This window comes from Mycobacterium sp. 1164985.4 (genome assembly GCF_001668575.1).
Taxonomy (GTDB): domain Bacteria; phylum Actinomycetota; class Actinomycetes; order Mycobacteriales; family Mycobacteriaceae; genus Mycobacterium.
Window position 1 is genome coordinate 13,551 of sequence record NZ_LZMD01000115.1, and the last position, 22,553, is coordinate 36,103.

A 22,553-nucleotide genomic window follows, 5' to 3' on the forward strand; every position below is an offset into this window, starting at 1 on the left:
CTGACGCGGTCGGTGGTCGGGTACCGTGCGGTCGTGCGCGATCTTGTGACCGCCCCGTTCCGGCCCCGGACCTCCCCGCCCAACGTGGCGTCTGTGTTGAAGCTGATCCTGTGGCCGCTGGCGATCCTGTTCATCATCCACCGCAGCTACGTCCTGGCCACCAACGGCTACATCACCGATGATTACGGGCCCGTGTACCGGGCGGTCGTCAATTTCAAGATGGGCTGGGACATCTACAACGAGCACTTCGACCACGTCGACCCGCACTACCTCTACCCGCCCGGCGGCACGTTGTTGATGGCGCCGTTCGGCTATCTGCCTGTTGACGCATCGCGCTACTGGTTCATCACGTTCAACACGATCGCGATCGTGCTGGCCGCCTACTTCCTTGTGCGGCTCTTCGGTTACGGCTTCCGTTCAGTCGCGCTGCCCGCGCTGCTGGCCGCGATGTTCTGCACCGAAAGCGTGATCAACACACTGGTTTTCGGCAACATCAACGGATGCATCCTGCTGGCCGAGGTGTTGTTCTTCCGCTGGCTGCTCAGTGGCAATCAGCCTGGCAAGCGCAACCACGAATGGTTGGCGGGCGCGGCGATCGGCTTGACTCTGGTGGTCAAACCGCTTCTGGCGCCGCTGTTGTTGCTGCCGCTGCTGAACCGGCAATGGCGAGCGCTGGTGACTGCCGTCGCGGTGCCGTTGGCGTTCAACGTCGCGGCATGGCCGTTGATCAGCGACCCGATGAACTTCTTCACCCGCACCGTCCCCTACATCCTCACCACCCGCGACTACTTCAACAGCTCGATCGCCGGCAACGGCGTCTACTACGGCCTGCCGACCTGGCTGATCCTGTTGTTGCGCATCGCCTTTGCCGTCATCGCGGTGATCTCGCTGTGGCTGCTGTACAAGTACTACCGCACCCGTGACCCACTGTTCTGGATGACGACGTCGTCCGGCGTCCTGCTGATCACCTCGTTCCTCGTGCTGTCGCTGGGGCAGGGCTACTACTCGATGATGCTGTTCCCGTTCCTGATGACGGTGGTGCTACCGAACTCGGTGCTGCGGAACTGGCCTGCGTGGCTGGCGATCTACGGTTTCATGAGTGCCGACCGTTGGCTGCTCGGGCACTGGCCGACGACGGGTCGATTCCTCGAGTACATGAAGTTCACCTACGGGTGGGGTCTGATGCTGGTCGTGGTGTTCTCGGTGTTGTACTTCCGCTATCTGGACGCCAAGGCAGAAGGCCGTCTCGACGACGGGATCGACCCGACGTGGCTGACGAAGGCGCCGCCCTCGGATCAGGTCGCCTCGACCGAGCCGGCGCGGCCGGTCGCACCACCGATCAGCTGACAGCAACAATAGTATTTGCTAACGCAACGTCCTCACGGGTGGCACGCCCCTTATAACCAGTGCTGACGCGACCCCGATCTCGTACGATTGATTCGCTCGCGGGGTCTGAAGGGGGGCGCAACATGCCGAGAATCCCGGTAGACCCGCAGTCCATCACGGCGGAATGGTTGAGCGAGGTTCTCGAAGCCGAAGTGCGGGTCTGCAAGCTCGAGCAGTTCGCGATAGGTGTCGGGCTTCTCGGCCGCCTCTACCGGGCCCATCTCGACGGCGATCCGGATGTGCCGCCGACGGTCGTGGTCAAGCTGCCGACGCTGGACACGACCACGCGCACCAACCTCTGCGAGGATCTCGAGTTCTACCGCCGAGAAGTCCGGTTCTACCAGGAGATCGGCCAAGGGAACCCGTTGCCGTCGGCACGGCCGTATTTCGCGGCCTTCGACGAGGCGACCCACGATTTCGTCCTGGTTCTCGAAGACCTGGGTCGGCTCCGCAACGTCGACCAGCTCGTCGGCTGCTCGGTCGCTGACGCTGAAACCGTCATCGACGCGATCGCCCGCCACCACGCGTACTGGTGGGAAAGCGATCGCCTCGCGTCGCTGCGGTGGCTGAAGGCGCACACCGAACCGCCATTTCCCGATGTAGCCATCAGCAACTACCACGCCGCCTGGCACAAGTGTGTCGAGCGGCTGGGCTCGGAGTTGACGCCGGCGGTCCGCGACTACGGCGACCGGTTCGCGACGATGGTGCCGTGGTTCCTCGAAGAAGTCTGCCGTCAGCCCCAGACCTTCCTGCACGGGGATCTTCGGTTGGATCAGTTGTTCTTCGCTACTAGCACTGACGACCCGCCGCTGACGGCGCTGGACTGGCAGGTATCGACCAGAGGTCGGGGCGCCTACGACGTCGGCTACTTCCTGAGCCAAAGTCTTACTCCCGAGACGCGCCGCAACCATGAGACAGAATTACTTGCCCGCTATCGCAAGCGCCTCGCCGAGCACGGAATTGACTACCCCGCAGGACAATTGCAGCACGATTACCGAATCGCCACCGCCTGGTGCTTCGTCTATCCCGTCATGGCCGAGGGTCGAATCGAGATCGTCAACGACCGCAACAAGCGATTGGCCCGCGCGATGTTTCGCCGTGCCGTCGCGGCCCTCGAAGACCACAACGCGTTCTCCCTGGGACCGGACTGACCATGGCCGAGAACCGCCGTACCTGCTCCTCCTGCGGGACGGCGAACGAGGAGGACGCGCGCTACTGCGAGGGCTGCGGCGGCTCACTCGCACGGGTGTGTGCGACGTGCGGCCTGGAGGCGAGAGCGACCGCTCGGTTCTGCCGCGGCTGCGGCGCGCCGCTCGACGAACTGGCCACCCCCACAACGGAACCGCCCATCGCGGGTCCGGCACGCAAAACCGTCACGGTGATGTTCGCCGATCTGGCGGGATCGACCACTTTCGAGGAAAAGGTCGATGCCGAGACGGCACGCGAGGTGATCGGTCGCTACCACGAGCTGCTGCGGTCGACCGCGCAGCGACACCGTGCGGGCGTCACCAAGTACATCGGCGACGGCTTCATGGCCGTCTGGGGTGTTCCCGAGATCGGCCCCGAGGACGCGCTGCGCGCCGTCGACGCCGCGGTCGAATTGCAGGACCGGTTCGTCGACCTGGCCGCCCAGGTTGCCGAGACGCACCGCACCGAACTGGCGCTGCGCGTCGCCGTGAACACCGGTGAGGTCGTCGTCGGAGCAGGTGACGCCGATCTGGTGGGCGACGCGCTCAACGTCGGTGCTCGTCTCGAGGCCGAGTGTCCGCGCGGGCGGGTGGTGGTCGGTGAGGAGACCTGGCGGGCCACGCGAGGGCGATACGGCTACGAGTCGCTCGGGCAAGTGCAGGTGAAGGGCCGCCACGCGCCGGTTGCGGTGTACCAGTGGGTCGGACGGCATTCGGATGTCGCGGACGCGGCACCGTTCGTCGGCCGGTCGCAGGAAATAAAGCGGCTTCAAAACGTCCTCGACGACGCGATCGCGGCGCGTGCAGCCCGGCTCGTGACCGTGATCGGCGACCCCGGCGTCGGCAAGAGCCGGCTGGCGACCGAATTCCTTGCCGCCCAATCGGATGCGTGCGTTCTTCAAGCTCGATGCGCCGTCGAGGGCTCGGTCGCACTGGCGCCGATCGTCGAGATGTTGCGGGCCCGGGATCTCGAATCCGACATCCCGGCAGGAACCTCGGAGCGAGATCGTCTGCTGCGCGACCTCAAAGGCCTCGCGACCGGCGTACCGGGCTCTGTCGAAGAGAACTTCTGGGCCCTGCGCAGGTTCGTCGAGGTGCTGGCGTGGAGCGGTCCAGTTGTGTTCGCACTCGACGACATTCAATGGGCCGACAGCTTGCTGCTGGACTTCATCGAGCACGTGGTCGAGTGGATCAAGGATGTGCCGGTGCTCGTGCTGGCGTTGGCCCGGCCCGAGCTGCGCGAGATCCGGCCGGACCTCGTAGCCGCCAGCCGCTGGGTCACCGACACACTCCATCTCGACGGCCTCGACGCCGGGGCGACGGCCGAGCTTGCCGCCAAGGTGTTGGGCGCCACCGAGCTGCCGCCCGAGCTTCTGCATCGCCTTCCCGCGTCCACCGGGGGCAATCCCCTGTTCGTCCGGGAATTTGTCGGGATGCTCGCGCACGACGGCGTTCTCGTCGAGCACGCGAACGGCTGGCGACTGACCATCGATGTCGAGGCCATCACCATTCCACCGACGATTCAAGCCCTGCTCGCATCGCGACTGGAACGGCTGGACACCGGTGACCGACGCATACTCGAGATCGCCTCGGTGATCGGCAGCGACTTCTCTGTAGGCACGGTTGGAGCGCTCGCCGGCGGTCACGCGGACGCGATCAAGCTGTCGCTCAATCGACTTCGGCGTCTCGAACTCGCTCAACCCACCGGGACGTACGTCGGCGACGAGGCCGTCTGGCGATTCCATCACGTGCTGATCCGCGACGTCGCCTACCGGCGGTTGTTGAAGTCGGAACGCGCAGGACTGCACGAGCGCCTCGCCGACTGGGTCGAATCGGGCGGCGCCAGTGTGGCGTTCGAGGCTGACGAGATGATCGCCCGCCATTTGGAGGCCGCACACACCTACCGAAGCGAACTGGGCACGCTTGACGAGCACACGAACGATCTTGCTCTGCGTGCCGCCCGCCATTACTCGGCATCCGCGCGACGCGCACTGGACCGCGACGAGTTGGTTTCCGCCGGCGCCCAGGCCACGCGAGGCGCGGCGCTCGCCGGCGCCGCCGAGTCCATACACGCTGAGCTTTTGATGACGGGGTGCGAGGCGCTCCTCTCCGCAGGCGACGTCACCACCGCCGCCGCCCTCGTCGAGGATCTCGAGCGCATCGCGGGAGACGCGTTGGCCCCATGGGCGACGTGCTATCGATGCCAGTTCGGCGTGTACACCGATCCGGACCGGTTGTTGGAATACGACGCGCTCCTCCAAGGCGCCATCGACGAGTTCGCCCGTCGCGCGGACCCCGCGGGACTCGCCAAGGCGCACCGCGTCCGAGCGAGCGCGCGGCTGCGCCTCGGACGGGTCGGCGACGGCGAAGTCGACCTGTTCGAAGCGCTGATCGCGGCTCGACAGAGTAAAGATCACCGACAGATCACCGCGGCATTGAGCGCGGCGCCGGGAGCGGCGCTGTGGGGGCCGAGCCCGGTGCCCAAGGCCGGCGGCCGATGCCTCGACGTGGTTCGGATGCAACGGATGACGACGGCCGCGCCGTCTCTTGAAGCGACGTCGTTGCGCCATCTGGCTGTACTGGAACTCCTGCGAGGTCGACCGGACAAGGCGCGCAAGATGCTTGGCGAGGCGCGCCAGATCGTGGCCGACCTGGGTCTGCGACACGGGCTGATGGAGACGGAGCTTTTCGCTGGGATCATCGAATCGATGAGCGGCGACCCCGTCGCTGCCGAACCGCATTTCCGGATGGCGCTCGAAGGCCTCGACGCGTTGGGCGCCGGCGCCGACGCGGGCTTGGCCGCCGCCCTGTTGGCGAGATCAGTTCTCGCGCAGGGCCGCATGGAAGAGGCCGACCGTTATGCGGCCGAAAGTGAGCGCCTCGCCGGTCACAACCTGAAGACGGCGATCGCGTGGCGCGCGGTGCGGGCCGAGATCCTCGCGACGCAAGGATGCCACGGTGAGGCGACTGCAATGGCCCGGGATGCGGTGGCGGTCGCCAGTGGGACCGACATCGTGCTCGACCATGCCGAGGCGTGTCTGGCACTAAGCCGTGTACTGGACCAGGCGGGCGACATCAAGGGCGCCAGGGCGGCCCGAGCCGATGCCCGAGCGTTGTACGCGGCGAAGGAGGCGTCGATCCCGGTCGGACTCGTCGGCGAACCCGTTGTCGCGCCATCGGAGGAACCCGCCCGGACAGCACCCGGCCACGCAGAGGAACGTGCGCCCGCGACGTCCGGCCGGCTCGCGGTCGACAATGACTCCTGCCGACTGCTGCCGAGGTTCATCCGGGCAATCAAGGAACACGACGTCGAGAGCGCCCTGCTCTGGTTCTCGGAGGAATTCGTCTACGACGACCGGCGGCGACTGAGCGGCGACCCTGTCGTCGGCGTGGGCGCGATGCGGACCGCGATCGAGCGTGTCTTCGAGCAGTACACGCACTTCGAGGTCCGCGTACTCGCTGTACGCGGCCGCCATCTACATCTCCTGTGGAGTCGCTGGGCCGACGACGACGGCAATGCCGCTACGACGCTGTACGTCAACGAAACCAATGACGACGGGCGCATTCTCTACCACATCCGCTTCGACGAGGACGATTTTGAAAGCGCCTATCTCGAACTCGAACGGCGGTACTACGCCGGTGATGGCGCAGCCTTCGCCGAGGCGGGTGCGGTCGCGCTCGAGTTCGGATCCGCGCTCCATCGTGGCGACCTAGATCGGGCATTCGGCGAACTCACCGCCGACGACTTCCGTGTCCTGAACCGGTCGCGCGCGATGCTCCCCGATCTTTCGGCATCGGAGTTCCGCGGCATTCTCGAAGAACTCGATGCGATGGTCGCATCTCGTCGACTGTGGATTTCCGCTCTGCAGTGGGTGTCGCCGAACTGCGTGGTGATCAGAATCGAGCAGGAAGCAATCGGCCACGAGGGCGAGAAATACGAGTGGGCGAGAATCCACGTCGGGGAGATCCGTGGCGGCCGACTAGCGTCGATGTGCCAGTTCGAAGTCGATGACGAGGCAGCGGCTTTCGCCTACGCTGAGGAGCGAGTGCGGGCGGCGACCAGCCGTCTTGAGGTGATAAATCACGCCAGCCAACAGACCGATGCCTCGTGGCGCGCTCGACTAGCTGGTGACGTTGAAGGCGCCATAGCTCGGTACTCCACTCGGTACGCATACGACGATCGACGGCGGTTGAGCGGCAACCCGATTGCGGGTCTCGAGGAACTGCGCGTCGCAGCGGCTCAGTTCTATGAGCAGTATCAGCAATCCGAGTGGCGCATCTTGGCGGTCCGGGGCGAACGGGTTGAGCTCCGATGGAGTCGTTGGTGGGATGACGCGGGGAACGAAACGGCGGGTCTACATCTTCACGAGATCGACGAGGAGGGGCGGATCTTCTACCAGGGTCGATTTGACGAAGACGACTTCACTGGCGCATATGGCGAGCTCGAACGTCGCTACTACTTCGGAGAAGGCGCGGCTTACGCAGAGGCGGGAGCGGTGACGAGGGAGTGGATCACCGCACTCAACGATCGCGACTACGACCGACTGATCGATGAGCTGACGTCTGAATCCTATCGCCTCGAGAACCGGTCGAGCTCTGCCTTCGACCACCGCACCGCAACGGATGTCAGAAGATCCTTTGAAGACTTCGACGCCGCGGTGGCCTCAGCCCGCTCTTGGGAGGCCGCCGTCTGTTGGCTGTCGCCGAAAATTGGTATCTTCCGCTTCGAGCGGGAAGCTGTTGGTCGCGACGGTGAACGCTATTCGTGGACTTGGCTCGATGTCTGCGAGATTCGCGACGGCCGGCTTGCTTCCGCGTGTCGCTTCGACCTCGAAGACGAGGATGCGGCGTTCGCCTATGCGGAGGATCGGGTGCGGGCGACCACGAGCCGCCTCGCTGTCGCAAATAAGGCCAGCCAGGCGGCCAACGTCGCGTGGCGAGCATTCCAGGTCGGCGATCTCGGCGCGGCTATGGCCGGTTCCTCGGATGAATTTGTTTATGACGACCGACGCCGGATGAGCGGCAATGCAATCGAGGGCCTCGACGGGTTGCGATCCGCTTCAGTTCGTATTCTCGACCAGTACCCACATTCCGAATGGCGCACGTTGGCGGTTCGCGGCGAGCGACTGGAGCTCGGCTGGAGTCGGTGGTGGGATGACGCGGGAAACGAAACGAGCGGTTTTCACGTCCTAGAGACCGACGGCGACGGCCTGACCATATATCACGGTCGGTTCGACGAAGATGACTTCGAAGAAGCGCTCGGTGAACTCGAACGAAGGTACTACGCCGGCGAAGGCGCGGAGTTCGCAGAGGGCGGTGCGGTTTCCATGGCGACATTCGCGGCTATCAATCGTGGAGACTACGACCGGGTGTTCGTTGAGCTCGTCGCTCCAGATATGCGTATCGAAAACCGGTCGCGCACCGCTTTTCCCGATCGTTCAGCCAACCAATTACGGTCGGGCTGGGGTCAACTCGACGCCATGGTATCTAGCTCGCGAAGCTGGCCGTCGGTAATCAGCTGGTTGTCACCGCAGTGGAGCGTCAGTCGCGTCGAACGCGAGGCAACCGGCGATGACGGCGAGCTCTACAAGTGGACATCCGCACTCGTCGTCGAAGTGAGGGATGGTCGAACGAATGCACTGTGCCAGTTCGACATCGAGGACGAAGAGGCCGCATTTGCTTACGCCGAGGAGTGCGTTCGTGCCGCTAGCAGCCGACTGGCGGTCAAGAACAGAGCTACGGACGTCGTCGAAGCCGGTTGGCAAGCAATGCGAAGTCACGATGTCGAGGGCCTTGTGGCCACCTACGCTGATGCCTTCGTCTACGTCGATCGACGGCGTTTGAGTGGCGATCCCATCGTCGGACGTGACGCGATACGTGCAGCGATCCAGCGGGTTCTCGATCAGTACAGCCGATTCGAGGCCCACGTGCTGGCGGTACGTGGAGACCGACTGGCGATGGTGCGCAGTCGCTGGTGGGACGAGGCGGGTAACGAGACCACACAGCTTCATGTTTCCGAAATCGGTGACGACGGGTTGTGCATCTACGACTACCGCTTCGACGGGGACGATTTCGAAGGCGCGTATCGCGAATTAGACCGCCGCTATAGCGTCGGCGAGGGCGCCGCATACGCCGACGCCGCTGTTGTTCTCACCGACTATGCCTGCGCTGAGAACCGGGGTGACTTCGAGCGGCTATTCGGGGAGTTGACCACCGCGGATTTCCGGGTGGAGAACCGCTCACGGTCGGTCTTCGGTGATCGATCTGCGACTGAATTCCGCTCCAGCCGTGAAGAACTGCAGGCGATGGTCGACTCGGTGCGGTCATGGCACTCAGCGATGCGCTGGCTGTCACCGACCGTTGTGGTCGGCCGGTTGGAACGAGAAGCACTCGGTCACGACGGCGAAGTCTACGTGTGGAGCTTCATAACGGTCGCTGAAGTGGACAACGGGCGACTCGCTTGGACGAGAATCTTCGAAATCGACGATGAGAAAGCGGCGTTCGACTATGCCCAGGAACGTGTCCACGCACCGGTAAGCCGGCTGACTGTTCACAATCGCGCATGCGACGTAGGGGCCAAAGTACTCCGGGATTTCGAGATTGGGGACATCGATGCCGTCGTCGCCGCATACTCCGACCACTTTGCCTATGACGATCATCGGCGTTTGAGTGGTGACCCTGTTACGACTCATGCGGAACTGAAGAGCGCTGGGACGCGACTTCGTCAGCACTACAGCCACTTCACAGGTCTCACATTGGCTGTTCGCGGAGAACGCTTGCAGCTCGCCCACACCCGGTGGTCAGACGACGCTGCAAACGAGACAGCACATCTCCTCGTCATTGAGCTCGCCGACGACGGACGTATCGCTTTTCAGGCCACCTACGACGAGAACGACTTCATGTCCGCCTACCGCGAGCTCGACACCAGATACTTCGCGGGCGAGGGCGCGTTGTTCGCCGAGGCGGGAGTGGTAACCATCGAGTATGCAGCAGCGTTGAACAACCGCGATCTGGACCGACTCTTCGGCGAACTCAGTGTTGACGGGCTGCGCATCGAGAACCGGTCGCGCTCTGCTTTCCCTGACCGTTCCGCCACGGAGCTTCGTAAGACCCTCGAAGATCTCAGCTCGATAGTCGCGTCGGTGCGCGAGTGGCATTCGGCGTCATGCTGGTTATCGCCCAATGTCTGCGTCGGACGTCATGAGCGGGAGGCGATCGAACACGACGGTGAGCGATACTCGTGGACACGCCTGATGGTTTTCGAAGTCCGCGACGGGCGAATGGCGTCCATGTGCGTCTTCGAACCCGACGACGAGCACGCGGCCTTCGCCTACGCCGAGGAACTCGTCCTCGAGGCCGCGACTCGCTTGCCGGTCACCAACATGGCCACCCGGACGTTCCTCACGGGAGAGCGGGCTGCGAACGCGCACGACGTCGACGCGATGGTCCGACAGTATTCCGAGCACTTCGAGTACGACGATCGGCGAAAGCTGGCGGGCAATCCACTACCCGATGTGCGCAGCGGCGCGGAACGCATCTTGGCGCAGTACAACCGCTTCGAGGGACGCACTTTGGCCGTCCGCGGTGACCGGCTGCAACTGGGTTGGAGTCGCTGGTCGACCGACGCCGGATACGAAACGACCCACTTGATTCTGCACGAGGTCGATGACAGCGGGCGCATCACTTATGAGGGTCGTTTCGACGAGGACGATTTCGAGCACGCCTATCGCGAACTCACGCGCCGATACTGCGTGGGTGAAGGTGCAGCGGTCGCCGAGGCAGAGGCGACACTTGCGGAGTATCCGATCGGGTTCATGAACGGAGACATCGACGGCGTCTTCGATCGCCTCACTACTCCGGGACTACGTATTGACGACCGATCGCGCTCGCTTTTCGGCGAACGTTCCGCCGGCGAATTCCGGTCAACCTACGACGAACTGCTTGCCAGGGCCTCGTCGCTGCGGGTGTGGCACGCCGCGGTGTGTTGGCTGTCACCAGCGGTGGTGGTCGCTCGCTTCGAACAGACTGCCGTCGGGGCCGATGGCGAGCGGTTCGCATGGACGCATATCGATGTCGTCGAGATCCGTGACGGGCGGTTCAGCTCGGTCTGCTTGTTCGAAACCGACGATGAGCAAGCTGCATTCGCGTACGCCGAGGACGTGATACGGTCGGCGAACAGCCGGCTCACAGTGAGCAATCTTGCGACCCGTACCGTCGAGAACCTCTGGAGGGCTCTGCAAGCGCAGGATGTCGACGCCGCAGCCGAGCTCGCCGCCGAGTCATTCACGTTCGGCGATCACCGCCGCCTGCACGGCAATCCCGTCGGAGACACGCGCACAGCACTCGCACGCATCCTCGAGGACTACACCTCCTTCGAGTCACGCACGCTCGCAGTGCGCGGTGAACGCCTCCACCTCGGTTGGGCCCGGTGGGCGAACGACGACGGTTTCGAGGTCCGCTATCTGACCGTTCATCAGGTTGATGACGCCGGACGGATTCTGTATCACGGTCGCTTCGATGAGGACGACTTCGAGGGCGCCTACCGCGAGCTCACGCGGCGCTATTGCGCCGGAGAGGCCGCCGACTTCAGTCAGTCGGCGAGCATCGTCACCGAGTGGATGTCTGCGCTGAACGCGGGCGATTTCGACGGTGCGTTTGCACTTACGTCGCCAGACTTCCGTATCGAGAACCGTTCTCGCACGGCATTCCCGGACCGATCGGCAGCCGAACTGCGAGCGAGCCTCGAGGACCTGTGGGCGATGATGACGACGATTCGTCAGTGGAACGTCGCAGAGCATTGGCTGTCTCCGGACTGTGTCGTCGCTCGAAATGAAAGGCAAGCCGTCGGCAGGGGCGGCGAGCAATACACCTGGTCCAGCATCGACGTCGGTGAGATTCGCGATGGCCGCGCCGCGCACGTCTGTCGATTCGACATCGACGACGAGGAAGCTGCATTCGCGTACGCCGAGGAGCGCGCCCACACCGTGCACAGCCGATTCAGACTGACCAACCGGTCCTGCGAGACTGTCGCCGCCCTCCAGAATGCGCTGTGCGCGAGGGACCTCGAGGGGGGTATCGGCTGCTACGCGAATCCATCCGTGTATGAGGATCGACGCCGGCTCAGCGGAGATCCCATTCGCACTGCCGCAGGGCTGCGGCTGGCCGGGGAACGCATCCTGGCTCAGTACAGCCACTTCCAGTGGCGAACTCTCGCGATCCGGGGCGACTATCTGAGCATGCACTCGAGCGTCTGGTCGGACGACTCCGGCAACGCGACGAATTATCTACACGTCTACGAGGTCGACGACACTGGACATTTCATCTACGAGGGCCGCTTCGACGAGGACGACTTCGAGAGTGCCTACCAAGAACTCACGCGCCGGTACTGCGAGGGCGAGGGAGCGCCGGTAGCCGAGGGCACAGTGCACAACGCCAGGTATCTCGCGGCCATCAACCGACGGGAGTGGGACCGGGTGTTCGGCGAAATGTCGACCCCCGACATGCACGCAGTGAGCCGCGCGCGATCCGGCTTCCCCGACCGTTCGGTCGCCGACTTGCGCGCCAGCTACGAGAACCTCTGCTCGATGGTCGCCTCGGTCCGTTCGTGGCACTCGATTGAACGATGGGTTTCACCGACGGTCGGGGTGACGCTTCACGAACGCGAGGCGATCGGCCACGACGGCGAGCGATACGAGTGGAGCCGACTCATCGTGGGCGAGTTCAGCGACGGGCTCACCAGGCACATATGCCAATTCGATGTGGACGACGAGGACGCGGCCTTCGCGTACGCGGAGGAGGTTGTGCGCCGTGCCGGCACTAGTAGCGTGGAGACATGACCACACCGGCTCCCAAACTGCAGCTGACCGATGACGAGTGGCGCAAGAAGCTGACCCCCGAGGAGTTCCACGTCCTGCGCGAGGCCGGCACCGAGCGACCCTTCACCGGCGAGTACACCGACACCAAGACCGAGGGCATCTACGAGTGCCGCGCCTGCGGCGCCGAACTGTTCCGTAGCACCGAGAAGTTCCAATCGCACTGTGGCTGGCCTTCATTCTTCGATCCCGCCGCCTCGGAGGCCGTCATCTTGCGCACCGACGACTCGCTCGGGATGCACCGCGTCGAGGTGCTCTGCGCAAACTGTCACAGCCACCTGGGTCACGTCTTCGAGGGCGAGGGCTACCCCACCCCAACCGACCAGCGCTACTGCATCAACTCGATCTCGCTGCGGCTGAAGCCGACCTCCTGAAGCGAATGTGCGCTCAGCGCAAAAAGTCGCACGAGCAATGAGTTACGCCGGGTAGACGGCGAACTCGGCGCGGTCCTCGGTGTCGGCGACGCACTGAAATAGCAACAGCGCGGTCATCGCGTTGCCTGAGTAGCACGTGAACGGGCCGATGACCTGATACTTGTCGCCATTCATGTCGTACCTCACCGCGTAGTCCGACGCGGTGATGCAGTCGATGTCGCCCGCCGTGATGTCGATGACCTGACCGAAGCGCGGCGCGCACTTCTCACTGTCCGGGTCCTGCGCGAAACCCGTCGGCGCCGTCGCGAGCGCGCCAACCAGAAAGCCGGCGCCGACCAGCATCTGTGTCCTCATCGGACCATGATGACCGAAGCGGCCCCGGCTGCGAGGCCCTTTAGGGCAGGCGATCGATCAGCTGCTCGGCGCTGATCCTCGGTCCGGTGAAGAAGGGCGTCTCCTCGCGGACATGCCGGCGCGCGTCGGTGGCGCGCAGATCCCGCATCAGGTCCACGATGCGGTGCAGCTCCGGCGCCTCGAACGCCAGGATCCATTCGTAGTCGCCGAGCGCGAACGCCGGAACGGTGTTGGCCCGGACGTCCTTGTAGCCCCGCGCCGCCATGCCGTGCTCGGCGAGCATGCGGCGGCGCTCCTCGTCGGGCAGCAGATACCAGTCCAGCGACCGCACGAACGGATACACGCAGATGTAGTTGCCCGGCTCCTCACCCGCGAGGAACGCGGGGATGTGGCTCTTGTTGAACTCCGCTGGGCGGTGCAGCGCGACGTTGCTCCAGACCGGATTGCTGACGCGGCCCAAGGTCGTGGTGCGACGGAAATCGGCGTAGGTGGCCTGCAGAGCCTCGACGTTGTCGGCGTGCGTCCAGATCATGAAGTCGGCGTCGGCACGCATACCCGCGATGTCGTACAGGCCGCGCACCACCACACCGCGTTCCTCCTGCTGTTTGAGGAACGTCGCGGTCTCGTCGGCGACGGCCGCGCGGTCCTCCCCCAGTTCCCCCGGACGTACCGAGAACACCGAGAACATCAGGTACCGGAGGGCGGAGTTGAGGGCGTCGTAGTCGAGCTTGGCCATGGTTCTATCGTGCCACGCGCGAGGTGACCAACGACGCCGCCGCCCTCGTGGCCGCCGACACACACGCCGGAACGCCGATGCCGTCCAGAAATCCGCCCGCCACCGCTATCGTCGGCGGCAATCCCGCCCGCAGTTTGGCCACCAGCGCCCCGTGACCGGGGCCGTACTGCGGCATCGCGTCGATCCAGCGCTGCACGTGGAAGTCGACTGGCTCCGTCCTGACCCCGAAAAGCGTCGCCAGATCCTCCGCCGCCCACGTGAGCAGCTCTTCGTCGCCCGCGTTGCGGGCCACATTGTCGCCGAACCGGCCGAACGACAGCCGGACCAGCTCGACGCTGCCGCGCGGACCCCATTTGCGCGACGTCAGCGTGACCGCCTTCGACCGCAGCCGTTCGCCGCTGGCCGCCAGCACACCGGACTGCTGCGGCAGCGGTGTGCCGCCCGGCAGCGCCAGTGCCACCAACGCCGTCGACGCCACCGGAATGCGACCAGCCGCCGCGGCGCTCTGGGGAGCCACCTCCGCAACCAGCCGGGCCAGCCGCGGCGCAGGCACCGCGAGCACCACCGCATCGGCGTGGTAGCAGGCGCCCTCGTCGTCGACGAGTTCCCAGCCCCGCGCGTCGCGGTGCAACCCTTGGACCGTGACCTGCCGCCACTGCACCCCGGCGCGGCGGACGAGTTCGTCGACCAGCACCCGGTAGCCGCCCTCGACGGCACCGAAGACCGATCCGGTGACCGGCGGCGGCACGGCCTCGCGGACGGCGTCGGTCAGGCTGGGAGCGCCGCGATCGAGGACGACGGCCAGCGTCGGGACCGCCGAGCGGACGCCGATGGTGCCCGCGTTGCCGGCATAGACGCCGGTCAGCAGGGGTTCGACGGACCGGGTGACCACTTGCGCCCCGAACCGGTCACCGACGAGTTCGGCGACGGACGGATCGGCACCGGGACGCCAGGCGAACGGGCGGTCGCGTTCGCCCTGCATCCAGACGATGGTCGCGTCGTCAACCAGCCCCGCCAGCGCCGACGGCTGCGCAGGGATCCCCTGCAGCGTGCCTGCGGGCAGCGGGTGCAGCCTGGCCTGGCTGTAGATCAGCGGTCGTGCGCCAGTCGTGCCGGTCTGCCGGTTCGCCAGGCCCAACTCGGCCAGCAACGCGGGGACCTCGGGTCGTCGCGCGACGAACGCCTCGGCACCGACGTCCATCGATTGGCCGCCGATCCGCTCGGTGCGCAGCACGCCGCCCAGCCGGTCCGCGGGGTCGAACAACGTGATCGACGCGTCCGGGCCGGCCGCAACACGCAGCCGATACGCGGCGACTAAACCCGAAATACCGCCGCCGACAACGCAATACGACGCAGTCACAGTGAGTGCACCAACGCCACGACTTCGGTGATCACCTCGGGATCGGTCGCGGGGAGCACGCCGTGGCCGAGGTTGAAGACGTGTCCTGCGGCTCCGGCGTCGACCGCCCGCCGCCCGTCATCGACGACCGCACGCGCCGCGCGCTCGGCCACCGGCAGGCCCGCCAGCAAAACCACTGGGTCAAGGTTGCCCTGCAACGCCGTCCCCGGGACCACTCGGGCGGCAGCGTCGGGCAGCGACGTGCGCCAGTCCACCCCGACGACGGCTGGGGCGCCGTGCCCGGACGCGGCCTGAGACATCGCCCCCAGGAGTTCGGCGGTACCGACACCGAAGTGTGTCATCGGCACTCCCGAGGCGGCCAGCGTGGCGAACACCCGGGTGCTGTGCGGCAGCACATAGCTGCGGTAGTCGGCCAGCGACAGCGTCCCGGCCCACGAGTCGAACACCTGGATCGCGTCGACGCCCGCGTCCACCTGGACCTGCAGGAACGCGATGGTCACATCGGTCAGCGCCGTCATCAGCGCGTGCCAGGTTTCGGGTTCTCCGAGCATCATCGCCTTGGTGCGCTCGTGGTTGCGGCTGGGCCCGCCCTCGACGAGGTAGGACGCCAGTGTGAACGGCGCGCCCGCGAACCCGATCAACGGCACGTCACCGAGTTCGGAGACCAGCATTCCGACCGCCTCGGCCACCGGCGCGACCTGCTCGCGCTGCAGCGGTTGCATGGCCGCGACGTCGGCGGCGGCGCGGATCGGGCGCTCGATCACCGGGCCGACGTCGGGCACGATGTCGAGGTCGATACCGGAGGCCCGCAGCGGCACCACGATGTCGGAGAACAGGATCGCGGCGTCGACGCCGTGCCTGCGGACCGGCTGCAGCGTGATCTCGGTGATCAACTCGGCGTCGAAGCAGGCCTGCATCATCGTGTTCTTGGCCCGCAGGGCGCGATACTCCGGCAGCGAACGGCCCGCCTGCCGCATGAACCACACCGGTACACGGCCGGGTTTGCGGCCGCTCGCGGCGGCCAGATAGGGCGAGTCGGGCAGCTCACGGCGTGTGTTCATCGCTGTCAATGCTGCCATGACGACCCGCCGGCGCCCGCTTCGCCTCGGTGGACCGGTTGTCCCTACAAGATCGGCGCGCCACGCGCACAGACCTGCTCGAATGGTCTACCGTCAAACGTCGTGACCACCGCCGAACCGGCTCAGTTCCGCGAAGCGGTGGCGGCGATGAATGCCACCACCGTCCGACCGGAGATCGAGCTCGGCCCAATCCGCCCGCCGCAGCGGCTGGCGCCGTTCAGTTATGCGCTGGGCGCCGAGGTCCGCCATCCCGAGACGGCGATCGTGCCGGAGCGCTCCGAAGGCGATGCGTTCGGCCGCCTGATTTTGCTGCACGATCCCGAGGGCGCCGACGCGTGGGACGGCACCATGCGGCTCGTCGCCTACATCCAGGCCGACCTGGACTCGAGCGAGGCCGTCGACCCGTTGCTGCCCGAGGTCGCGTGGAGCTGGCTCGTCGATGCGCTTGCCGAGCGCGCCGAACACGTCACCGCGCTGGGCGGCACCGTCACCGCCACCACCTCGGTGCGCTACGGCGACATTTCCGGCCCTCCCCGGGCGCACCAGCTGGAGCTGCGTGCCTCGTGGACGGCGACGACGCTCGAATTGGGTCCGCATGTCGAGGCGTTCTGCGAGGTGCTCGAGCACGCTGCCGGGCTGCCGCCTCAGGGCGTCACCGACCTCGGCTCCCGCACCCGCGCCTGACGATGCCGGAATCCGACGAGGCCATCCCCGAGGCGGCCGAGGCTGAAGCGGGCGAGCCGGAGGCCACGCCGCTCCTCACGCCCCGCGATGGTGTACCGCAGCTGTCTGCCAGCGTCAATGAAATCCGAAGGGCCGCCGAACTTCTGGCGTCCGGCCGTGGACCATTCGCGGTCGATGCCGAACGGGCCTCGGGATTTCGCTATTCCAATCGCGCCTACCTCGTGCAGATCCGGCGCGCCGGCGCCGGCACCGTCTTGATCGACCCTGTGAGCCACGGCGTCGATCCGGTCGAGGCGCTGGCACCCGTGGCCGAGGTGCTGCGCACGGACGAGTGGGTGCTGCACGCCGCCGACCAGGATCTGCCGTGCCTGGCCGAGCTCGACATCCGGCCGATCAGCGTGTACGACACGGAGTTGGCGGGCCGGCTCGCCGGCTTCGAGAAGGTCAACCTCGCGGCAATGGTGCAGCGCCTGCTCGGGCTGCAGCTGATGAAGGGGCACGGTGCGGCCGACTGGTCCAAACGCCCACTGCCCGACGACTGGCTCAACTACGCCGCACTCGACGTCGAGGTGCTGATCGACCTGCGTGACGCCGTCGCCGCGGTCCTCGAGAAGCAGGGCAAAACGGATTGGGCAGCACAGGAATTCGAACAGCTGAAGAATTTCGAGGGCGCACCGACGCGACGCGACCGCTGGCGTCGTACATCGGGGATCCACAAGATCCGTGACGCACGGGCGCTGGCCGCGGTGCGCGAATTGTGGACCACCCGCGACCACATCGCCCAGCGCCGCGATATCGCGCCGGGCCGTATCCTGCCCGACTCGGCGATCATCAACGCGGCCACCACCGACCCCGACACCGTCGAGAAGTTGACTGCGCTTCCGGTGTTCGGCGGTAACCGGCAACGTCGCAGCGCGAAGGTGTGGCTCGACGCGCTCGCCCGGGCTCGCACGACGCAGGACCTACCCAAATCGCAGGAGCCGTCGAACGGGCCCCCTCCGGCATCCCGTTGGGCCAGGCGCAAACCCGAAGCCGCCGCTCGACTGGAGGTGGTGCGCGCGGCGCTTACCGAAGTGTCGCAACGGGTTTCGGTGCCGACGGAGAATCTCCTGTCCCCTGACACCGTGCGCCGGTTGTGTTGGGACTGGGAGCCCGTCGAGGACCGCGCCGCGGTGATCGAGGCGTTCCTGCGCGACGCGGGTGCGCGGCCCTGGCAGCGCGGACTCGCCGTGCCTCCGCTGGCCGAAGCGCTGGCCGCGGCGGACGCCAAGCTGGCCCAGCAGTCGGCAGCTCCCGACGAACAATGACCCCTGAGCCGGGCTAGCCGCCCAACTTCGCGGCGTGGGCGAGGAAGTGCCGCAACACTTCCCGTGGAGCTTCCAGCTGCGGCCAGTGGCCGATGTCGTCGGCGAGCATCACGACGTCGGCCTCGGGAATCACCTCGGCGTACCGACGCGCCATGTGAGCGCCGGAGTTGGGGTCGATGGGCCCGTCGATCAACCGCATGGGGACGGCGGTTTGACGCATCGCACGCACCCAGCGGTTGCGATGTGTATAGCGGTCGGCCAGGAAGCGTCCGACCTTGTGCAGTACGCGTTTACCGTCGTTGAACTCGAGGATCTCGTGAAACCGCGTCATCAGCTCGCGCGACGGTTTCGTGTTGGGCCCGAACATCTCGTTGATCGTCGACTCCAGCACCTTGCGCGACAACGAACTGCGCCCCTGCAGCGGGCTCATGAGGTCGCCCAGCGGAGTGCCTGACATCAACTTCTGCATGGTGCGTGGCGTGTAGGCCTCGTTGAACAACCCGCCGTTGAGCCAGGTGATCGACTCATACCGCACAGGGTCGTACGACTGATCGCCGAATTCGCTGCGCGCCAACAGTTCCTGGCCCACCGAATCGCCCAGGTCGTGGGCCAGGACGTGACACCGCTCGACGTTCAGGTGCTCCAGCAGGGCCTCGTGCATGTCGGCGTGATCGAGCACCGAGTAGTCGTAGGCGGCCGGTTTGGCCGAGAAACCCATCCCGATCATGTCCGGCGCGATGACGGTGAAGTGTTCGGTGAGCGTCGGCCAGATCAGCGACCAGTCCCACGAGCTGAACGGATAGCCGTGGACGGCGAGAAGGGTCGGCGATTGGCCGAGTGGCAGGCCGTCGACACGGTAGAAGATTCCGAACCCCAGGTAGTCGAAATAGTGTCCCGCGGCTTTCCAGCGCTCCAACTCGGCGTCCATCGTCGCAGCCTAACTGGCTTTTCTTGAATTACGGGGCGGCCGTCACCTGAACAGGCGTGCCAGAAACGGCGTCGAATCCGGCAGCGAGGCCAGCACGGTGCCGCTGTGGTCCTCGTCGGGGTACACCTTGAGCGTGACGTCTTGTCCGTTGGCGGTGAGCTCATCGGCGAATCGCAGCGTGAGATCCGGCGGGACGTCACGATCGAGCAGTCCGACGCCGAGGAAGATCGGCCGGTCGTATCCGTCGGCGGGGATGCCCATGTACGCGTCGACGGCTTCCGTCGCCCAAGGGACCGAGACCAGGGGTGCGGAGAAGAACGAGGGCAGGCTCGCGTCCATCAGCGCCGCGGAAAGTTCAGCCGCACACTGAGTCTCGGCCTGATCGGCGGCCGCGCGGCCGGCCGGGGTGAGTATGCGGTCGAGGTCGAGCTCGGGGTGCGCTTCGCGCAACGCCGCGACGATGTAGGCGGTGTAGGCGTTGGCCACCGGCCCCAGCTTCGGGGGCACGGCCATGTCCGGCCCCGCCTGTTTGACGATGTTCTCGACGTGCGCCGGCGTGCCGGTGGCGACGACGCCGCGGAAGTCCAGACCCGAGCCGGCGCTGAACTCGGTGGCCCACCGGGCGGTGGCGACCGCTGCGGCCCCGCCCTGCGACTGGCCGACGACCGCCCACTTCGGCGACAACGGCAGGCCCAGACCGTGGGCGGCGATCACCGAATCCACCACCCCGCGCGCAGTTGTGACGCTGTTGAGGTAACTCATCAGGCCGGGCGTGCCGAGGCCGGCGTAGTCGCTGCCGACCACCGCGTAGCCCTGGTCGAGCCAGTGGGTGAGATACGCGTCGTCGCGCTCGCTGCGGGAACGGGCGGACGGCGTGCAGTCGTCGCCGAGGCCGACGGTGCCGTGCGCCCACGCCACGACCGGCCATCCGCCCGGCGGCGGAGGCGTTTTTGGCGTGAAGACGGCGGCCGTGCTCACCGCCGGGCGCTCGTGCTGGTCGATCGTGGCGTACAGGATCCGGTAGGCCGACGCCGCGCCGGCCACCGCCAGCGACGGGTCGAGTGGCACCGATTCGATCAGTAATCCGGGCGCCGGGATCGGACCGCCGTAGCTTCGTACATCCAGGTTGGACCACTGTGGCGCGACTGCGGGCGCCACACCGGGGGTCACCACCAGGCCCACCGCGACCAGCAGTGCGACAGCCAAAACGCGAACCAGCCCAGCGAGTTTCATTGCCACAGCCTATCGGGCGTCATCGCGGAGAGCGCGCACGCTCGTGCGCGGCGAAGGTGCGCAAACTGTCGAGAATTCGCGGCGTGTCGTGTGCAAACACGCACGTTCGCCGAACAGGGGCGACGGCTAGTCGAGTCGTTCGCTGACTTCGGTTTCGTTCACGGCGGCGCCCTGCGCGGCGACCCAACCCGTGATCTGACGTGCCACCGTGCGATCGGTCAGTCCGACCTCGGCGAGCACCTCGCCGCGCGACGCCTGCGCGAAGAACTCCTGTGGCAGTCCGGCGTCGCGACAGGGCACATCGATCTCGTTGCGGCGCAAGGCCGCCGAGACCGCCGACCCGATGCCGCCGCTGACGCCGTTGTCCTCGAGCGTGACGACGAGCTTGTGCTCGCGGGCCAGCGCGGTGATCGCCTCGGGCACCGGTAGCACCCAGCGTGGGTCGACGACCGTTACACCGATGCCCTGGCTGCGCAACAGCTCCGCGACCGCCAACGCCATCGAGGCGAACGGTCCCACCGCCACCAGCAGCACGTCGTCGCCGAGCCCCTCGGCGGGTACGGCCAGCAGGTCGACACCGTCACGCCGCTCGACGGCCGAGATGTCCTCACCGACATCGCCCTTCGGGAAGCGGATGGCGGTCGGGCCGTCGTTGACCTCGAGGGCCTCGCCGAGTTCCTCGCGCAGCCGGGAGCCGTCACGCGGCGCGGCAACCCGCATACCGGGCACAATGCCCAGCATCGACAGGTCCCACATGCCGTTGTGGCTGGCGCCGTCCGGGCCAGTGATGCCCGAGCGGTCCAACACCATCGTCACGGGCAGCTTGTGCAGGGCCACGTCCATCATCAGCTGGTCGAACGCCCGGTTCAGGAAGGTCGAGTAGATCGCGACGACCGGATGCAGACCGCCCATCGCGAGCCCGGCCGCCGACGTCATCGCATGTTGTTCGGCGATGCCGACGTCGAAGAACCGGTCAGGGAAGCGCTGGCGGAACGCGCTCAGCCCTGTCGGGCCGGGCATCGCCGCGGTGATCGCCACGATGTCGCGGCGCCGCGACGCGTAGCCGATCAGCGCCTCGGAGAACGTCGACGTCCAACCGGGACCGGGGACCGACGTCGCCAGCCCGGTCTCTGGGTCGATGACGCCACACGCATGCATCTGGTCGGCCTCGTCGTTCTCGGCGGGCGGATATCCCATGCCCTTGCGGGTGACGACGTGCACGATCACGGGCATGTTGAAGCCGCGGGCGCGGCGCAGCGCGACCTCGACGGCGTGTTCGTCGTGGCCGTCGATGGGGCCGACGTACTTCAGGCCCAAGTCGGTGAACATCACCTGCGGCGCCAGCGCGTCCTTGATGCCGGCCTTGATGGAGTGCATGCACTGGTAGCACACCTCGCCGATGACGGGGACCCCGCGCACGGCCTTGCGGCCCTCCTCGAGCACGCGTTCGTACCCGGGCTGCAGCCGCAGGCCAGCGAGATGCTCGGCGAACCCGCCGATGGTCGGCGCGTAGCTGCGCCCGTTGTCGTTGACGACGATCACGACCGGCCGCCGGGCCGCCGCGATGTTGTTCAAGGCCTCCCAGCACATGCCGCCGGTCAGCGCGCCGTCACCGACGACGGCCACCACGTGGCGGTTGCGGTGCCCGGACAACTCGAACGCCTTGGCCAGACCGTCGGCGTAGGACAGCGCCGAACTGGCGTGGCTGGATTCCACCCAGTCGTGCTCGCTCTCCTCGCGCGAGGGATAGCCCGACAGGCCGCCCTTCTTGCGCAGGGTGGCGAACTCGTGGCTTCGGCCCGTCAGCATCTTGTGCACGTAGGACTGGTGTCCGGTGTCGAAGATGATTGGATCGTGCGGCGAGTCGAACACTCGGTGCAGCGCGAGCGTGAGCTCAACGACGCCGAGATTGGGGCCGAGATGCCCGCCCGTGGCAGCCACCTTGTGGATCAGGAATTCGCGGATCTCACGTGCTAGATCGCTCAGCTGCGACTGCGATAGGTGCTGCAGATCAGCGGGCCCGCGGATCTGTTCAAGCATTCGTTCAGTCTAC

Annotated in this window: 13 protein-coding genes; 6 read left to right on the forward strand and 7 right to left on the reverse strand. The window is 66.3% G+C overall.

All coding sequences use genetic code 11. From position 1 onward, the window contains the following. The 4 genes from aftC (at position 1) to msrB (ending at position 12,819) form a co-directional block, all read left to right on the forward strand. On the forward strand, positions 1-1,347 hold the full coding sequence (gene aftC / locus A5650_RS25530; protein ID WP_156744348.1) for an arabinofuranan 3-O-arabinosyltransferase: 1,347 nt from the start codon (positions 1-3) through the stop codon (positions 1,345-1,347). A 122-nt stretch (positions 1,348-1,469) separates the two neighbouring features. Beyond that, a complete protein-coding gene (locus A5650_RS25535) occupies positions 1,470-2,537 on the forward strand; it encodes an oxidoreductase family protein (RefSeq protein ID WP_067298896.1) in 1,068 nt (355 codons plus the stop codon). A gap of 2 nt (positions 2,538-2,539) precedes the next feature. After that, positions 2,540-12,409 (forward strand): nuclear transport factor 2 family protein, encoded by a 9,870-nt coding sequence (locus A5650_RS25540; protein WP_067298898.1) that lies wholly within the window; start codon positions 2,540-2,542, stop codon positions 12,407-12,409. Continuing rightward, on the forward strand, positions 12,406-12,819 hold the full coding sequence (msrB, locus tag A5650_RS25545; protein ID WP_067298899.1) for a peptide-methionine (R)-S-oxide reductase MsrB: 414 nt from the start codon (positions 12,406-12,408) through the stop codon (positions 12,817-12,819). Before A5650_RS25540 ends, msrB begins: the two co-directional genes overlap by 4 nt. Positions 12,820-12,861: 42 nt before the next feature. Here the strand turns inward: msrB and A5650_RS25550 are convergent, their stop codons facing one another. Genes A5650_RS25550 through hemE form a run of 4 tightly spaced genes read right to left on the reverse strand, consistent with a single transcriptional unit; the run spans position 12,862 to position 16,330 of the window. Then, complete coding sequence (locus A5650_RS25550; protein WP_231992808.1) at positions 12,862-13,173, reverse strand: hypothetical protein; 312 nt, start codon at positions 13,171-13,173, stop codon at positions 12,862-12,864. A gap of 40 nt (positions 13,174-13,213) precedes the next feature. Then, a complete protein-coding gene (gene hemQ / locus A5650_RS25555; RefSeq protein ID WP_067298902.1) occupies positions 13,214-13,909 on the reverse strand; it encodes a hydrogen peroxide-dependent heme synthase in 696 nt (231 codons plus the stop codon). Between the two features lie 4 nt (positions 13,910-13,913). Next, the gene (locus tag A5650_RS25560; protein ID WP_067298904.1) at positions 13,914-15,269 is read right to left on the reverse strand and encodes a protoporphyrinogen oxidase; all 1,356 of its coding nucleotides are present in this window, start codon (positions 15,267-15,269) and stop codon (positions 13,914-13,916) included. After that, positions 15,266-16,330, reverse strand: a complete 1,065-nt coding sequence (hemE, locus tag A5650_RS25565; RefSeq protein ID WP_067298905.1) for a uroporphyrinogen decarboxylase — start codon at positions 16,328-16,330, stop codon at positions 15,266-15,268. Before hemE ends, A5650_RS25560 begins: the two co-directional genes overlap by 4 nt. Before the next feature lie 165 nt (positions 16,331-16,495). Here hemE and A5650_RS25570 point away from each other — a divergent pair, with 165 nt between their 5' ends. Both A5650_RS25570 and A5650_RS25575 read left to right on the forward strand, forming a co-directional pair. Further along, a complete protein-coding gene (locus A5650_RS25570; protein WP_231744895.1) occupies positions 16,496-17,032 on the forward strand; it encodes a DUF3000 domain-containing protein in 537 nt (178 codons plus the stop codon). Positions 17,033-17,034: 2 nt separating this feature from the next. Further along, positions 17,035-18,339: an HRDC domain-containing protein gene (locus A5650_RS25575; RefSeq protein WP_067298907.1), complete on the forward strand. Its 1,305-nt coding sequence runs from the start codon at positions 17,035-17,037 to the stop codon at positions 18,337-18,339. A 13-nt stretch (positions 18,340-18,352) separates the two neighbouring features. Here the strand turns inward: A5650_RS25575 and A5650_RS25580 are convergent, their stop codons facing one another. The 3 genes from A5650_RS25580 to dxs form a co-directional block, all read right to left on the reverse strand. Then, positions 18,353-19,267 (reverse strand): alpha/beta fold hydrolase, encoded by a 915-nt coding sequence (locus A5650_RS25580; RefSeq protein WP_067298909.1) that lies wholly within the window; start codon positions 19,265-19,267, stop codon positions 18,353-18,355. A 42-nt stretch (positions 19,268-19,309) separates the two neighbouring features. Beyond that, complete coding sequence (locus tag A5650_RS25585) at positions 19,310-20,500, reverse strand: prolyl oligopeptidase family serine peptidase (RefSeq protein WP_067298911.1); 1,191 nt, start codon at positions 20,498-20,500, stop codon at positions 19,310-19,312. 126 nt (positions 20,501-20,626) lie between these two features. Beyond that, positions 20,627-22,540, reverse strand: coding sequence for a 1-deoxy-D-xylulose-5-phosphate synthase (dxs, locus tag A5650_RS25590; RefSeq protein ID WP_067298913.1), 1,914 nt, complete (start codon positions 22,538-22,540; stop codon positions 20,627-20,629). Positions 22,541-22,553: the final 13 nt, after the last annotated feature.

Excerpts from the sequence above, each read along its gene's own strand:
- hemE (WP_067298905.1), bottom strand. The coding sequence starts at position 16,330 with ATGAACACACGCCGTGAGCTGCCCGACTCGCCCTATCTGGCCGCCGCG.
- A5650_RS25580 (WP_067298909.1), bottom strand. The coding sequence starts at position 19,267 with ATGGACGCCGAGTTGGAGCGCTGGAAAGCCGCGGGACACTATTTCGAC.
- A5650_RS25540 (WP_067298898.1), top strand. The coding sequence starts at position 2,540 with ATGGCCGAGAACCGCCGTACCTGCTCCTCCTGCGGGACGGCGAACGAG.
- msrB (WP_067298899.1), top strand. The coding sequence starts at position 12,406 with ATGACCACACCGGCTCCCAAACTGCAGCTGACCGATGACGAGTGGCGC.
- A5650_RS25570 (WP_231744895.1), top strand. The coding sequence starts at position 16,496 with ATGAATGCCACCACCGTCCGACCGGAGATCGAGCTCGGCCCAATCCGC.
- A5650_RS25535 (WP_067298896.1), top strand. The coding sequence starts at position 1,470 with ATGCCGAGAATCCCGGTAGACCCGCAGTCCATCACGGCGGAATGGTTG.
- hemQ (WP_067298902.1), bottom strand. The coding sequence starts at position 13,909 with ATGGCCAAGCTCGACTACGACGCCCTCAACTCCGCCCTCCGGTACCTG.
- dxs (WP_067298913.1), bottom strand. The coding sequence starts at position 22,540 with ATGCTTGAACAGATCCGCGGGCCCGCTGATCTGCAGCACCTATCGCAG.
- A5650_RS25550 (WP_231992808.1), bottom strand. The coding sequence starts at position 13,173 with ATGAGGACACAGATGCTGGTCGGCGCCGGCTTTCTGGTTGGCGCGCTC.
- A5650_RS25575 (WP_067298907.1), top strand. The coding sequence starts at position 17,035 with ATGCCGGAATCCGACGAGGCCATCCCCGAGGCGGCCGAGGCTGAAGCG.
- A5650_RS25585 (WP_067298911.1), bottom strand. The coding sequence starts at position 20,500 with ATGAAACTCGCTGGGCTGGTTCGCGTTTTGGCTGTCGCACTGCTGGTC.